At 66.3% G+C, this 14,370-nt stretch carries 11 protein-coding genes and 1 tRNA gene; 3 read left to right on the top strand and 9 right to left on the bottom strand.

Annotated features, from left to right (window positions below; translation table 11 throughout):
* The 3 genes from ACVWYQ_RS04070 to ACVWYQ_RS04060 all read right to left on the bottom strand — a co-directional run bounded on the left by ACVWYQ_RS04070 (position 1) and on the right by ACVWYQ_RS04060 (position 9,193).
* Positions 1-1,743 (bottom strand): ArnT family glycosyltransferase, encoded by a 1,743-nt coding sequence (locus ACVWYQ_RS04070; RefSeq protein WP_456725452.1) that lies wholly within the window; start codon positions 1,741-1,743, stop codon positions 1-3.
* 50 nt (positions 1,744-1,793) lie between these two features.
* The gene (gene pbpC / locus ACVWYQ_RS04065; protein WP_404655640.1) at positions 1,794-3,902 is read right to left on the bottom strand and encodes a penicillin-binding protein 1C; all 2,109 of its coding nucleotides are present in this window, start codon (positions 3,900-3,902) and stop codon (positions 1,794-1,796) included.
* A 95-nt stretch (positions 3,903-3,997) separates the two neighbouring features.
* Positions 3,998-9,193 (bottom strand): alpha-2-macroglobulin family protein, encoded by a 5,196-nt coding sequence (locus ACVWYQ_RS04060; protein WP_456725451.1) that lies wholly within the window; start codon positions 9,191-9,193, stop codon positions 3,998-4,000.
* A gap of 420 nt (positions 9,194-9,613) precedes the next feature.
* On the opposite strand from ACVWYQ_RS04060, the gene ACVWYQ_RS04055 reads away from it, so the two are divergent.
* Positions 9,614-9,690: transfer RNA gene (locus ACVWYQ_RS04055), tRNA-Arg, on the top strand.
* A gap of 79 nt (positions 9,691-9,769) precedes the next feature.
* Here ACVWYQ_RS04055 and ACVWYQ_RS04050 read toward each other — a convergent pair.
* On the bottom strand, positions 9,770-9,946 hold the full coding sequence (locus ACVWYQ_RS04050; protein ID WP_456725450.1) for a hypothetical protein: 177 nt from the start codon (positions 9,944-9,946) through the stop codon (positions 9,770-9,772).
* Between the two features lie 140 nt (positions 9,947-10,086).
* On the bottom strand, positions 10,087-11,355 hold the full coding sequence (locus ACVWYQ_RS04045; protein ID WP_456725449.1) for a hypothetical protein: 1,269 nt from the start codon (positions 11,353-11,355) through the stop codon (positions 10,087-10,089).
* Positions 11,356-11,469: 114 nt separating this feature from the next.
* Between ACVWYQ_RS04045 and ACVWYQ_RS04040 the strand changes: the two genes are divergently transcribed.
* Positions 11,470-11,697 (top strand): DUF2171 domain-containing protein, encoded by a 228-nt coding sequence (locus tag ACVWYQ_RS04040; protein ID WP_025036201.1) that lies wholly within the window; start codon positions 11,470-11,472, stop codon positions 11,695-11,697.
* Between the two features lie 286 nt (positions 11,698-11,983).
* Here the strand turns inward: ACVWYQ_RS04040 and ACVWYQ_RS04035 are convergent, their stop codons facing one another.
* The gene (locus tag ACVWYQ_RS04035; RefSeq protein WP_157284271.1) at positions 11,984-12,169 is read right to left on the bottom strand and encodes a hypothetical protein; all 186 of its coding nucleotides are present in this window, start codon (positions 12,167-12,169) and stop codon (positions 11,984-11,986) included.
* Between the two features lie 163 nt (positions 12,170-12,332).
* Between ACVWYQ_RS04035 and ACVWYQ_RS04030 the strand changes: the two genes are divergently transcribed.
* Positions 12,333-12,494: a hypothetical protein gene (locus ACVWYQ_RS04030; RefSeq protein ID WP_035999590.1), complete on the top strand. Its 162-nt coding sequence runs from the start codon at positions 12,333-12,335 to the stop codon at positions 12,492-12,494.
* Positions 12,495-12,877: 383 nt separating this feature from the next.
* On the opposite strand, the gene ACVWYQ_RS04025 is transcribed toward ACVWYQ_RS04030, so the two are convergent.
* The 3 genes from ACVWYQ_RS04025 to ACVWYQ_RS04015 all read right to left on the bottom strand — a co-directional run bounded on the left by ACVWYQ_RS04025 (position 12,878) and on the right by ACVWYQ_RS04015 (position 14,361).
* Entirely contained in the window at positions 12,878-13,639 is a 762-nt protein-coding gene (locus ACVWYQ_RS04025; RefSeq protein WP_275502052.1) for a hypothetical protein, read from the bottom strand.
* Positions 13,640-13,814: 175 nt separating this feature from the next.
* A complete protein-coding gene (locus tag ACVWYQ_RS04020) occupies positions 13,815-14,048 on the bottom strand; it encodes a hypothetical protein (protein ID WP_271540396.1) in 234 nt (77 codons plus the stop codon).
* A gap of 76 nt (positions 14,049-14,124) precedes the next feature.
* Positions 14,125-14,361, bottom strand: a complete 237-nt coding sequence (locus tag ACVWYQ_RS04015) for a hypothetical protein (RefSeq protein WP_275509791.1) — start codon at positions 14,359-14,361, stop codon at positions 14,125-14,127.
* Positions 14,362-14,370 lie beyond the last annotated feature (9 nt).

Raw genomic sequence — 14,370 nt, 5'->3', positions numbered from 1 at the left:
CTATTCGGTTCCTTCCGAGCGGAAGATCGAGATCGAGATCGCGCGCCCTTGCGAGAAATTATAGCCGTCGATGCGCGCGCCGACCTTGTAGCGCAGCCCGATCGCCTCGGCACGCTGCACGAAGCTGCGCTCCGAGCGCTGCTCGATCAGCGCGAAGCGGCAGCTGCCCTGCCGCAGGAAATCCGCCGCACCGGAGCCGTCGGTGAGCAAGGTCCGGGTGCCCGCCAGGAAGACGAGGCTCGGCTCGTGATAACCGGCCGCAGCCGCCTTCGGTCCGACGCAGGTGACGTTGCGAAGCGCGCGCGCGATCTCGATGCTGGGAAACAGCGGCGTCAGTGACGGCAGCACGATGCCGTAAATCGTCACGGCGAGCATCAGGCCTGCGACCAGGGCGTTGAGCAACGAGCGCTCGGCGCGGTTGGTATCGAACAGCCACCAGGCGAACAGACCGAAGATCAGCGCGGCCGCGATGAACGGCCAGGCCACGAAAGCGGGCTGCCGCGTCAGTATCACCGAGCCGACCACCGCAATGATGGAGGCGGCTGCGGGGATCGCGAACCACCAGGCCGAGCCACGCATCAGCCAGGAGCGCGACAGCACGCGCCGCTCCACCGCGCCGGCGGTGAGGATCGCGATCGCGGGATACAGCGGCAGCACGTAGTGCGGCAGCTTGGTCAGCACCGCCTCGAACACGATCCAGGACGGGATCAGCCAGGCCAGCAGGAACTGCGCACCGGGCTCGCGGCGGGCCCGCCACACCGCGGGCGCCGCCATCGCCGCCAGCGGCGCACCTGGCCAGAACGTGATCCAGAACAGCGCCAGGTAAAGTCCGGGCGGTGCGCCGTGGGATTCCTGGGCGCCGAGCTTGCTCAGCATGTCGCCGCCGACGGAGGTGGTGAAGAAGGTCTCGCCCGCGCGCCAGAAGATCGCGACGAACCAGGGCAGCACCAGCACCAGCATCCACATCAGGCCCCAGACAGGCCGCAGCTTCCACAGCCAGGAGGCGTCGCGGTCCTGGATCGCGAGCGCGACGATGGTCAGGCCTGCGAACATCAGGATCAGCGGGCCCTTGATCAGGATGCCCATGGCGAGTGCGGTCCAGAAGATCGCGGGCCAGCTCCAGGGCGGATGCGTCTCGTCCTCGGCGCGCTGCCAGGACAGATAGGCCCGCGCCATCGCGCCCATCGCGGCGACCACGCAGAGCAGCAGCATGGCGTCGGTCTTGGCCAGGCGCGCCTCGACGCCGAGCAGCACGGAGGCGCACATCATCAGCGCCGCCAGCACCGCGGCACGTCGTGTGATGAATCCGAGCGCGGCCCAATAGGTCATCAGCACGGCGCCGATCGCCCCCATCAGCGACGGCAGCCGGTAGACCCAGATACGCAATTCGGCCTTCGGCAGCTTGAGCATCGATGCGGCTTCGAGGGTCGCCGATTGCAACCAGTAGATGCCGACCGGCTTCTTGTAGCGGACGTCCTCCTGAAAGCGGATGTCGACATAGTCGCCGCTCTCGACCATCTGCTTGGTGGCCTGGGCAAACCGCGCCTCGTCGCGGTCGATCGGCGGGATGGTGAAGAAGCCCGGCAGGAACAGCAGCAGCGCGCACAGCACCAGGAAGCCGACTGCGCGCGGGTGGCTGGCCGTGACGATGTCGAGCATGCGCACGAGCCCGCTGCCCGGATTTGTGGGCGATTTCGACTCGCGGGGGGCACCAAAACGGGGGCTGGGGTAGGTGTCGGCCATTGGTTCCGCTTACGCTGAAACCGCCATGGCCACAACCGCTTAAGGCAGGGTCATTGAATTCGAATGACGACTGTGTCCGCGGCGCCCGTGGCGTCGATCACGGTGAGCCGAGCAAAGCCCGGGCCGGGCGGATCGATCAGCCGCTGACGGCGGCCGTCGATCTCGCCGAGCGCGGTGCCGTTAACCATAACGGTTATGGGCAGCACGCCGCCGGCGACCTTGACCGGCATGGCCGCGCTCTCCCGGCCGCCCGATCGATCGACGTCGATCCGCGAGCCGTTCAGCGGAAACTGGATGTGCAGCGGCTGCTCGCCCCCGCTTCGCACCAGTTCGCCGACCGGACGGAACCGCTTCAAGGGCAGCGGCAGCTTCGCGTTGCTTGCGACCAGGGTTCCCTTGGGCGGCTTCGGCAAGGCGGCCAGCGTCTTGCCGCTGCGGGCGAAGGCATCGAACAGGATGGGCGCGGCGGCGACGCGTCCGATCAGGCCGGGAACCGGCGCTCCGTCCGGACGGCCAACCCAGACGCCGATGGTCATGCGACCGTCGAAGCCGACCGACCAAGCGTCGCGATAGCCGTAGGAGGTGCCGGTCTTGAAGGCGATGCGGTTGTGGGCGGCGTTCTCCGGCGGGGGCGTGCCGAGCAAGACGTTGCCGACCTGCCAGGCTGCGACCTGATCCAGCAGCCGCAGCGGCTCCCGCTCGTCCTTGGCCGTGACGATCTCGCGCAACGGCTTGGTGGTCCCAAGGCGGGCAAAGCCGGCATAGAGCTGGGCCAGATCCTGCAGCGTCACGCCGACGCCGCCGAGGCCCATGGCGAGGCCGGGCGCTTCGTCCTTGGGCAGGACGAGGTTGCCGCCGGCCTGCCGCAGCCGCGAGGTCAGCCGGCTCGAGCCGACGCGGTCGAGCAGCACGATGGCCGGCACGTTCAGCGACAGTTGCAGCGCCTTCCTCACCGGAACCGTGCCCTGGAAAGTCATGTCGAAATTTTCCGGCGCATAGGAGCCGAAGCGGACCGGGCGGTCGTCGATCAGACTGTCGGGATGGACAAAGCCGTCCTCGAAGGCCAGCCCGTAGATGAAGGGCTTGAGCGTCGAGCCTGGCGAGCGGATGGCGCGAGTCATATCGACCTGCCCCGCCCGGCTCTCGTCGAAATAATCGGCCGAGCCGACACGCGCGAGCACGTCGCCGCTCTCATTGTCGACCACGACGATGCCGACCGAGATGTTCGGCCCCAGCGCAATTGCGCGGTCGCGCGCCAGCGGCTCCAGCACCTTCTGCAAGGTCGCATCGAGCGTCAGCTTGATGATCGGCGTGTCCTTGACCGTCGACAGCGCGGCGTCGGAGGCGTGTGGCGCCAGGATCGGCATCGGCCTGCGCAGTGTCGGCACCGGTACCGCCTTGGCCTGATTGGCCTCCTCAGTGCTGACCACGTGCTCCTCGACCATGCGGTCGAGCACGCGGTCGCGCGCCTTGCGGGCTGCCTCCGGGAAGCGATCCAGCCGGCGGGTCTCCGGCGATTGCGGCAGCGCGACCAACAACGCGGCCTCCGCCAGCGACAGCCGCTTCGGCTCCTTGCCGAGATAGGCGATCGACGCCGCGCGGATGCCTTCGAGATTGCCGCCATAGGGCGCCAACGCCAGATAGAGATCGAGGATCTGCTCCTTGCTCATGCTGCGCTCGATTTCGATGGCACGCACGATCTGCCGCAATTTTGCGTACAGCGAGCGCTGCCGGCGCGGCTCCATCAGACGGGCCAGCTGCATGCTGATGGTCGAGCCGCCCGAGACGATGTGGCCGCGCGTTCCCAGCTGCAACGCGGCGCGTCCCAGAGCGAGCGGATCGACGCCGTTGTGGGCGTAGAAGCGCTGGTCCTCATAGGCGAACAGCAGCTTCAGATAGGTCGGATCGACGTTTGTGTTGGCATCGACCGGCAGCCGCCAGCGCCCGTCAGCCATGGCGTAGGCGCGCAGCAGCTTGCCGTTGCGGTCAACGATCGTGGTGGAGACTTGCCGCGCTTCATCGAGCGGCAACGGGCCGAGGGAGTAGACCCAGCCGACAAAGCCGATGATGGCGAGGATGAGGGTGAGTGCGAGGGTGGAGAGGATGCGAAGCCCCCCGCCCCTTGCTCCGTCATGGCCGGGCTTGTCCCGGCCATCCACGTTCTTCGTCGCCGCGGCAAAGTCCGTGGATGCCCGGGTCAAGCCCGGGCATGACGACCGAGTTTGAGGCGCGACCTCGCTCATCCCACCAGCACTCACTTCGCCGCCCGCACCTCGACACTGCCCGTGCCGGTCCGGCCATAGCGCGAGGGATTGTACATGTCCTCGACATAGGCCTGCGGCAGCACGTATTTGCCGGGCGAGACCGCGCGCACGACATAGGCGAGCGTGAAGACCGACTTGGAATCCGAGGCCCGGTCGACGGCCGCGGTGAAGCGGTCGTCGCGGAATTCGGTATGTTCCGGCTCCTCGCCGTCCTCGATCCAGTCCAGCGTGCCGCTGTCGCCGGACGACACCAGGTTCGGATTGTCGATCTCCAGACCCGCCGGCAGATAGTCCGACACCATGATGTGGCCGTACTCGGGCTTGGCTTCGGTGATCTTCAGCACCACCGCAAAGCGCTGGTTCTGCTTGACCTTGCTGATGTCGGCGGGCTTGCCGTCGAGCGTATAGTAGCCGCGCTCGATCTTGAAGCCGTTGGACGCCGCCGGCTCCGGCGTGACCGGCGAGCCCGACACCGAGACGACCGCCTGCACCGGCGCATCGCCGGTGTTGGTGATCTTCAGCGGCTTGCCGCCCAGCGTGTCCGCCTTGTAGCTGCGGTACAAGGCGGTCTTGACCGGCTGCCCATCGACCTCGATCGAGAGGTTCTCCTTGGCGAGCGCCCGTGCCGCTAGCACCAGCCACGCATTCTCCTGCGTGGAGGTGTAGGGCGTCAGCCCGCGGGCGGTCTCGACCCGCGACACCGCCTGCGTCAGCGTCGCCCTCGGCGCGTTGCCTTCGCTGGCCAGCGACACCAGTGCAGCGGCATCGCGCAGCTGCGAGCCATAGTCGGTGCGGCCGAATTCCAGCGCCGGCTTGGGTGCGAGGCTGTCGAGCGCTGCGCCATAGACCCGCTCGGCGCGGTTGCGGTCGCCGACCAAGGCCAGCGCCGCGGCAAGCTGCGATTTCGCGATTGGGGTCGCGAGGTTGGCAAGCTTGGTGTCGGCGAGATAGCGGAGATCGCCGATCGGAGCTGCGCCGTTACGCGCGAGCACATAGAGGCCGTACGCGAGATCGCGGCCACCGTCCTTCTCCGGCTCGTTGGCATTGACGACGGAGTTGCGGATACGGTCCAGTGCGTTCTTGAACAGCACGTCCGGCACCGCAAAGCCCTTCTCGCGGGCGCGGGTGAGGAAGTCCGTCACGTAGGCATCGAGCCAGGCATCGTCGCCACCGGCCAACCACAGGCCGAACGAGCCGTTCGAGCCCTGGCGAGCCAACAGCCGCTCGATGGCGTCGCGGATGCGCTGGTCGACCTCGGTGTCCATGGCAAGATGCGCGCCGGCCGCGAGCTCGTTGACATAGAGCAGCGGCATGGCCCGGCTCGTGATCTGCTCCGAGCAGCCATGGGGATAGCGGTCGAGCGCCTTCAGGATCGTTGCCGCGTCGAGCGCGGTCGACAGGCTGGCCGAAACTGAGACAGCGCCGGTGCCCGGCACGAGGTCGGAGAACATGTCCGAAGTCAGCGTCAGGCTCTCGCCCTTCGCCAGCGTCCGGATCGAGCGCCGCGCCAGCACCTGCGTCGCTGGCTTGACGTCGAACGCATAGTGACGCACCAGCGCGAGGCCATTCGGGCCCTTGATGTCGACGTCGAGCGTCGCCTGCCCCGCCGCGGTCGCATCGAGCGCGAGCGAGAACGAATTTCGCTGCTTGGCGGCGAGCTTCACCGTGGTTGCGGGATTGCCGGTCATCTTCACCGGGCCGCCCGCCTTCACGTTGATGACGTAGTCGCCGGCCTGGCCCTCGACATTGTCGATCTCGAGATTGACCGAGCCGCGGTCGCCATTGAGCAGGAAGCGCGGCAGCGTCGTCGTGAGCACGACGGGATCGCGGATCACGATGTCGGTGTTGGCGCGGCCGAGCTTGGTCGCGGTCCACGCCACCGCCATCACGCGCGCGGTTCCCGCGAACTCCGGAACATCGAAGCTCACTTCGGCCGAGCCGTCGGCAGCGACGGTGACGATGCCGGAATAGAGCGCGAGCGGCTTCTGCGTGGGCGGCGAGCCCTGGAGCTCGCCACCGGCGTCGCCGCCGGACTTGATCTGGCCGCGCGTGCCCGACATGCCGTCGATCAGCTGTCCGTAGAGGTCGCGGATCTCGGCGCTGAGGCGACGCTGGCCGAGATAATAATCGTCCGGGGCCGGCGGCTTGTAATTGGTGAGATTGAGGATGCCGACGTCGACCGCGGCGATGACGACCTTGGCATCCTCGCCCGGATTGAGCCCATCGAGCTTGACGGGGATCTTCAGCGTCGAATTCGGCCGGATCAGCGAAGGGGGCGACAGCTTGACCTGCAAGGTGCGAGCCTGCTTGTCGATGCCGAACCATTTCAGCCCGATCGCACGGCCCGGCATGCGCTGGGCGGCGGCATCGAGCGGACGGCGCAGCGTCGCCACCACATAGGCGCCGGTGCCCCAATCCTTGCCGATCGGGAGCTTGACCTGCGCGGTGCCTTCCTTGACGTCGATGGTCTGCGTCGTCAGCAGCCGCTCGCCGAGCACGTTGATGGTGAGCTTGCCGGCGCTGCGGACGTTGACGGACACCGTCATGGTGTCGCCGGAGGCGTATTGCGGCTTGTCGATCGAGGTCTCCAGCAGGTCCGGCGTGTCGGCGCTGCCGTCGGAGTACCAGCCGACGTCGAACTGCACCGAAGTCACCGGACCGTCAGCCTCGTTCGACCTGACGTCGAGCCGGTAGCGGCCGGGCTGCGGCGTGAGCGAGATCCGCGTCGGCTTGTCGACCGTAACAGTGACGTCGCCGTCGGCGATGCGCGAGGTCGACTTGACCGGCTCGTACTCCCAGTAATTGTTCTGGCGGTACCACTGGTAGCGCGACTCGATCTTCAGCAGCTCGTAGCGCAGACCGTCGCGGCGCAGCTTCTCGCCCTCCGGCGAGACGAACACGACGTCGAACTCGGCCTTGTCGCCCTCGGCGACGTTCTTGTCGCCGAACAGCGGCTTGATGCCGATCTGCGCCGTGGCGGGCGCGACCGGCAGCACGATCTTGCGCTCGACGGCGCGGCCGCCGGTCTCGACCATGCGGACGAAGATCTGCGCCTCCTGCGGGCGCGTCGAGGCCGGCTGCTTGTCCAGCGTCACCGGGAAGGTCGCGACGCCATTGGCGTCCGCCTCGGGCAGGTTCTCCAGCGGCGTGCGCTCGTTCGAGGTGGTCTCCTCGTCGTCGACGCCGAACTTGTAGCCGGCAAAGCCGGGCCGCTCGGGCGCGGGCGCGATCAGCATGTCGCCTTCGAGCTGCAGGCCCGAGGCCGGTGCGCCATAGAGGAAATGACCGTCGGCCTTAAGCTCCACTGGAGCGTTAGCTTTGATCAGCTTGTCCTTGGCGGACAAGTCGAATTCGATCCGATCGGGGACGTAATCCTCGACCATGAAGGTGGTCTCGCCGACCGAAGCTCCCTTCGGATCGGTGAAGGCACGCACCCGCCACGTGCCGGTCGGTACGGCCGAGTTGAGCGGCACGGACAGCGTGCGGCCGCCGGCGCCCTGATCTGCCAGGACGGCGCGACGATATTCGACGCCGTCCGGGCGCTCGACCACCAGTGTCATCGGCCCGCCGCTGACGGCATTGCCCTGCCCGTCGCGGAGCAGCGCGGTGAGGAACACGGTCTCGCTGGAACGGTAGACGCCACGCTCGGCATAGACGAAGGCATCGGCGCCGGCGGGCACCGCGCGCCCCGAAACGCCGCGGTCGGACAGGTCGAAGGCCGAGGTCTTCAGGCTCAGGAAGGCATAGTCGGCCTTCTCCCCGGTGACCGTGAGCATCGCCGGCGACAATCCGCCCTCGCCGCGCGCAAGGCCGGCCTCGAACAGCACGTGACCAGCATCGTCGGTCTTGCGTGTCGCCAGGATCTCGTTATTGCGCGCGACCAGCCGCACCTCGGCTTTGCCGACCGGATCAGTCGACGCCAGCGAATTGACGAAAACATGGATGCCGTCATTGCCGGAATAAGCGGCGATGCCGAGGTCGGAGACGATGAACCATTGCGTGGCGAGCTGGTAGTCCTCGTCCGAAGCCCTCGCCGCGGCCGTCATGACGTAGACACCGGGCTGGAGCTCGCCGAGCGCCTGGTCGACCGGGAACGCCGTGGTGACGTCCTGGTTCAGCGTCGTCGCAGTCGCAAGCTCGCCGGTCCAGACCTTGACGCCGCGCTCGTCGCCGAGCTCGCTGAGCTGGTACTTCGACAGCGTCCTCTGGAAATCGCTGTCGACCACCGTGTTGATCAGGTTGCGGTCACCGATCCGGAAGACGTTGATGCTGACCGCGGGCGTGTTGACGCTGACGACGGGAATACCGCGCTGGCCGGTCCGCGGCAGCACATAAGCGCGGCTGGTGAAGCGCACGAACGGCTTGCGGTCGCGCACATAGATGTTGAACTCGGCCGATTTCGGCAGCCCCTCCTTCACGGTCGACGGCAAGCCGGCGCGCAGGTTGATGTTGTAGCGCTCGCCGTGCTTCAGCCCGTCGACGCAGAGCTGTTTGCCTTCGGCCGACAGCGCCGGCTTGTCCTGCCCGGCGAGAGCCAGGAACGGCGCGAAGTCGGTGCGCTTGGCGAGCTCCTCGGAGAACTGGAAGCAGGCACGCGGGCTCGCCGAATCCGAGTCTACGGTATAGTCGAGCAGCCGGAAGCCGTGCTCGTCGCGCATCTTCTCATATTGGCCGCGGACCTCGGCGACCTCGCGCATGTCGAGCGACAGCCGCAGCGCATCCAGTGCCGGCCGCCACAGCTTGCGGTCGGCCAGCGCCTTGCCGAGCACGGCAAGCGCGTCCGCCTCCTCGCCCGGATTGCCGGCGCGCATGTAAGCGATATAGGCCGCCGTCGAGGCGCGCTCCAGCAGGAAGGTCTGCTCGCTCGAGCTCTTCGGCGGGATCTGGAAGATGACCTTGGCGAGCCGCAGCCAGTTGCCGGCGTCCTCCGGCGTCGTGGTGGCGATCTGGCCGAGCACCGAAAGGCCGGTGCGATAATCATTGCGCCGGAAGGCGGCGTCGGCGTCCGTCTTCAGCGCCGCGTTGGACTTGGCGACCGGCCCCGCCTCGCTCTTGATCTGGGCCTCCAGCTTGATCGCGGAATCGGCGAGGTCGTCGCGTTTGAACGCCTTGTCGGCGGCCTGCGCAGCGACGAGGCCGAGCGCCAGCGCGGCGCAGATTGTGACGGCGCGAACAAGACCGATCATGGAGGACTCCCGGAAAGCGCGGACGAACGCCGCGGCGGCAAATGAAATGCGCGGAAAGGTGACGGACTCAAGGCGATGGAACCAGAAGGTGCAAAGCGTCGCTTTCGCCATGACAGAGGCAAGCCCAGAGGAGACCGGCCGAGATAAAGGCGCGCACGCCGTCCTGATGGCGCAGCACTACCTGACCAGTCGACCGGCGGCCGTGTCCCGGAAGCTGTTCAGCGTTCCCGGCGATGTGATCCATCGTCCAGTCCGCTGCCGCTCAACCCGGCACCCTGACACCCCACCGTTCCGCTTTGTCGTCGCAATGAGGAAAACGGTTCGGTTCAGGCTTGGCGAAACACCAGTTTTTTCATATTGGCATGCTACATGAACGGCCAGCTGCCCAATCCGAGCGGCCCAAGCCGGCCGGCTCAAGACGGTCCCGTAGCTCAACTGGATAGAGTAGCGGATTTCTACTCCGCGGGTTGCAGGTTCGAGTCCTGCCGGGATCGCCAGCTCGTTGCCTCGCCGCCGCTCTTCACGAACGCGTGGGTAACCATATGCCAGCCTTTGAACGGCGCCGATCGCCCCTATCTAAGCGCCGGGCGAGACGTGCCCGATAGGTTTGGGAATGCAGCAATCCGAGCTGACGAGAATGGCGATCGCGTCTGCGGTCGCGGTCGTTGCGATATCGTATTTGGCCGTGGATGCAGGCGTGGTGAACACCAACGTGGTCACGAGGCCCATCAAGGTCGTCCAGGCCTCGATCATTGGCGCCGCCATGGGACAACGTCAGCCTGCGTTTACAGTTGAAGACTGGGCGCGCCGCGGCCAGGAGAAACCGCGACTCGAATATTGCCTGGCGGTCGACTGATCCACGCCGCCCGCCCTGCCGTCTATCCAGCCCCCGCCTACTGACGACCGCGCCACCACCGCGCAATAGCGGCGGTGAGATCGTCCCACACCTCCGTCGGCAGGTCCGGAACAGCCACCCGGACGCTGTACTGGTCCGTCGTCCCGTCGTGAAACCACTCGGTCGCGGCGAAATCGAAGCCGAAGCTGCCGGCGTGGCGGATGGGAAAGCCCGCGCGGCGCAATTCGCAGCTCATGTCCTCGGCAGCCTGCCGCGCGGCCGCCTCGTCGAGCGCGCGCCTTCCGCGAAGGGTGACGTAGAGGCCGTGAGCGAAGCGAAGCTGAGCCGAGAGCGCCGGGATCTCGGCGGCAAAGCATCGCGCCGAGCTTCGGCCGTTGCGCAAGATCGCCGCCACGCGCCGCTTCGTCAGCGCCCAATACGCCGCGCTGCCTGCGAACGGCGGGAAGTGGGCCGGCAAGGCCGCGCCGCCGAGCAGCCGCACTGCGTTACGCGTTTCGGACGCGAGACCTGACCATTCAGCGTGCCCTGCCCGCGGTGGACGCTCATGCCCGTGCACGAAGACGGCCGAGCCGAGCCGGCCATATTCCGCTCCGAGCGAATCGAGCTTGTTGTGGCTTCGCACCAGCACCAGCGCAATTCCGTGTCGCCTGGCCCACCCCACCACTCGCCTGATGCGGCCCGACCTGCCGGCGAAGCACGTCGTATCGAAAATCAGGAGATCGAGGCCCGAGCCGTCACGGCGCAACACCGCCTCGATGGCGCCGGCGACGGAGCAGGAATCCAGCAGCAAGATACGCGGTGACTTCTCCGGAGCAAGCGCATCGCCGAGCGGCAGCGGCAAGGGTTCGATCCGCAAATGCGGCATGAAGCTTCGGATCAGCTCCAGCGTCTCGCCGTAGGAGCCCGGCAGCACCAGGATATCGGCTTTCGCGACGATCCGCGCGGAAGCAAGCAGCACGGCGGAGATCGCCGCCATCCCCGAGGCGGTGTAGATCGCCGTGCTCGTGCAGCCACCATCGAGCTCGTAGAATGAAGGACCGCGTACTGTCAGATCGGCCCGCTGGTAGTCGTAGCTGAACTCGAACGGCCCGCTTGCGGGATCGGCCGTGTGCGACCAAGCTGTTTCCGTCGCCTTCCACTCGTGTAATTCATGCTCCGCCCTGAGCGCGGCCGTGATCTGGAATTTGGATCTGACGACGTCATCGACGGAACTCGGCGACGCCAAATCGAGCGGGTTTCTCAGGCCGTCGTTCAACAGCTTGAGTTCCCAGTGCTTGCGTTCCAGATAGGCCCGAACGGTCTCCATCGCGCTTCTTGACAGATCCAATCAGGCGTCAACGTCCGGAAATCCCAACGGGTCCAACGTGCCTGCTGCAACGAACCGGCGCCTTCGCAGTTGAAGCCATGCAAGGAGGACAGCATGGCTGACATCAGAGAACACATGAAAATCATCGGCAAGGACGGCGCCCATGTCGGCACCGTCGATCGTCTCGAGGGCAACCGCATCAAGCTGACGCGCAAGGACAGCCCGGAAGGTCACAAGGACCATCATCACTACATCGACACGAAATATGTCGGTGCCGTCGAAGGCGACGTGGTCAAGCTGTCGGTGAATGCCGACGCCGTCCCGAAGACGGAAGCCGCGTGAAACACTGAGCCCCTGCGGGGGCTTTTTGTTTGTTCACGGTCCGACTCCGCTTCGTTCGCAAGCACGAATCGCGACCGCAATTCGATTGCGCGGAGCATTCGTTAACGCTGACTTTCTGCGGAAGGTCGCTGCAATGCGATCGGATTTCAGCGCTGCAGATTGATCGGAACGAATGCGCGGTCCGCGCGTTGGATAACCGAACAGAGTGGTGCCGACCCGCCAGCCCCGGTCGGCTTTGAAGGACCCCGTGCTTGCCCCCGAGCACGGGGTTTTTCTCATCTCAGCGCTATCGGGCCAAAGGCCTGCGCCCGGCTGGATGTGAGGGGCCGGCTTGCTCATCGTGCAGATCGCGGGCGAGTTCGTGCCATGCCAGGGCCAGCTGGATCAGCCGTTGCCTGTCGGCACCCTCGGCCTCCGCGGCGCGCTTCATAGCGGCCTCGGCCTCGTGTTGCGGATCGTACTCGGTGTACATGCGCAGACTCTAGCCGGCCATCTGGACGAGTGCGTGGCAATTTCGTCCGTATGATTGCGGGGTAACCACCAGCCTTCCTGCACCGGTCTGTGAACCACGTCACAGCCTGTCCGCGACATCTCCGCTAAACTACGTGTCCAGGCTTCATGGGTGATGTCCGGTCATGACACGCAAAGCAGCAACCGAAGTCATCGTCCCGAGGCAGCGACATCGCGCGGACCTGCTCGGCATCGCCTATCTCGGCACCATCGGCGTCGTCATGGTGGCCTGGATCGCCGGCCTGGTCTGGGCCTCGATTGCATTCTTCGACTGGCTCGTGTCCTGACGGAGCAAGGCAATTCGCCTGCCCGCCGATCCCGCCTTTAGAGCATGATCCGGAAAAGTGTGAAGCGGTTTTCCGAAAAGATCATGCTCAAACATAATCTAAAGCGCGATGACGATTCATCCTAATCGCATCGCGCTTTAGAGCAGGTAGGGCAACGCCTGCGAGAGTTTAATTCCGCCGCAAACGATCATGGCCCAGAGCGCCACGCTGATCTGGATGGCATCCAGCATGTCCCACATCCCCCGCGAATCATCCCGCCATTTTTCTTTGAAATTGACGTGAGGGGGCGACGAGCACCAGGGCTATTTCAATGCAACCGCCGCGTGCAAAAGGATGAGGCGGGCCCGAAGCCCGCCTCCATGCTCCAAACCGGCCAAGCGAATTCAATAGCAGGCGCGGGGATCGGCCTGCACATATTGGCCGTTCGGATAGCGGTAATAGCAGGTGCCCTGCGCCCAGTAATAGCCGGGCTGGGACGCCGCGGTCGCGCCGGCGATCGCACCCGTTGCGCCCCCGAAGACCGCGCCTGCGGCGGCCCCCGTTGCATTGCCTGAGATCAGGCCGCCCAGCAGGCCGCCGACGATCGCACCGCCTAGCGCGCTGGCGCCAGGATCGGCCGGCGGTGGCGGGGGCGGAGGGGGCGGCGCATAGGCCACCGGAGGCCGGGCGTAGACCACCGGCACGTCGTCGATATAGTCCTCCGAGATGTAGGCCGGCGGGCCGGCCATACGCTGCGGATAATAATACCAGACACCGCCAACGTCCCACCACCAGCCGGATCGGCCATGGCGGACTTCGTGGCGCCAGCGTCCACCCTCCCAGGCAAGATTGCCGCGATAGGTGTGCCCACCCCAATCACGTGTGGGAGCAGGACCGCGCGCGACGTGACGTCCGGGCGGCGGGCCCCCGGCGTTGTGACCGGCATGGGGCTGACCGCCGGGCTGCGCAGGCCTGGTCGCCTGCTGCGGCGGAGGGCCCTTGCGCATAGGCGGATTGGCCTGTGGCGGCGCGCCTGCTGCCGGCCCGGCCGGCGGTTGGACGACCTCTTGCCGGGACCTGGCCTCTTGCGCCTGCGCCGACAGCGCGAGCAGCGACGTGGCCGAAACCAAGGGAATGAAGATCTTCATATGTTTGGACGCACTCATGCGTGCTCGCCCCCTGCTCGCTCATGGCCGTGAATCCCGCGCGCGATCGACGAATCGCCGCGCGCCGGGCTGATGCCGGCCGAATTCACTGCCCTGCTTGATCGGCTAAGTCCCGTTACAAATGATTAAGATCAGGGCAATTTTTCGGTCCCATCGGCCATGCTGTAGCGCGCGCCTAGCGAGCCGGCTCGATCACATTGCAATTGCTTCGCCCGGACATCAGGCAATCCTGCATCTTGCTGGCTGCCGTCAGATCCCGGGCAAGCCACCAGCCGACGCCGAGGATCACGACCGCGATGATCAATCCTGCAAGCGCGCCGCGGCGGTCGCCGGACGGAGGCTTGGGCTGACGGTTCGGTCGAGGATGGGGCTCGTCGCCCGGTTCGGATCTGGACTCTGGCTTCGACATGGCCGCCTGGTCACGCTGGCGCGCTGGCTTTACCACCTCTGCGGCGTCGCGTCACATCCCGATCGTCCGGCCCCATTCAGCCCCGGGTCTGCTGGATTGCATCCTTGCGCAAGGTTTCGACCGCCGGAATTGCCTCCTGAACGCGCGGTGCGCAGCTCGTGAGCACGAATGCGGTCTGGGTGCATTCCCAATCCGCTCCCAGCACGGCACTTTCGATGGGCTGCGGACGAGCCAGCAGCAAGGCGGCGCCGGCCGCGCCCGCCAAGGCGAAGGCAATCGCCAGCACTTTCAGGCTCGGTCTTGAGATCGTCATGCCCGTGCT

The organism is Bradyrhizobium sp. USDA 3397, from assembly GCF_054060965.1.
The sequence above is the reverse complement of the archived record's forward strand: the minus strand, read 5'-3'. Positions and strand labels throughout refer to the sequence as shown.

What these genes read in the sequence shown, in the direction of transcription:
- ACVWYQ_RS04070 (WP_456725452.1), bottom strand. Translation starts at nt 1,743, where the DNA reads ATGGCCGACACCTACCCCAGCCCCCGTTTTGGTGCCCCCCGCGAGTCG.
- ACVWYQ_RS04060 (WP_456725451.1), bottom strand. Translation starts at nt 9,193, where the DNA reads ATGATCGGTCTTGTTCGCGCCGTCACAATCTGCGCCGCGCTGGCGCTC.
- ACVWYQ_RS04050 (WP_456725450.1), bottom strand. Translation starts at nt 9,946, where the DNA reads ATGATCGAGGCCTGGACGACCTTGATGGGCCTCGTGACCACGTTGGTG.
- ACVWYQ_RS04045 (WP_456725449.1), bottom strand. Translation starts at nt 11,355, where the DNA reads ATGGAGACCGTTCGGGCCTATCTGGAACGCAAGCACTGGGAACTCAAG.
- ACVWYQ_RS04040 (WP_025036201.1), top strand. Translation starts at nt 11,470, where the DNA reads ATGGCTGACATCAGAGAACACATGAAAATCATCGGCAAGGACGGCGCC.
- ACVWYQ_RS04035 (WP_157284271.1), bottom strand. Translation starts at nt 12,169, where the DNA reads ATGTACACCGAGTACGATCCGCAACACGAGGCCGAGGCCGCTATGAAG.
- ACVWYQ_RS04030 (WP_035999590.1), top strand. Translation starts at nt 12,333, where the DNA reads ATGACACGCAAAGCAGCAACCGAAGTCATCGTCCCGAGGCAGCGACAT.
- ACVWYQ_RS04025 (WP_275502052.1), bottom strand. Translation starts at nt 13,639, where the DNA reads ATGAGTGCGTCCAAACATATGAAGATCTTCATTCCCTTGGTTTCGGCC.
- ACVWYQ_RS04020 (WP_271540396.1), bottom strand. Translation starts at nt 14,048, where the DNA reads ATGTCGAAGCCAGAGTCCAGATCCGAACCGGGCGACGAGCCCCATCCT.
- ACVWYQ_RS04015 (WP_275509791.1), bottom strand. Translation starts at nt 14,361, where the DNA reads ATGACGATCTCAAGACCGAGCCTGAAAGTGCTGGCGATTGCCTTCGCC.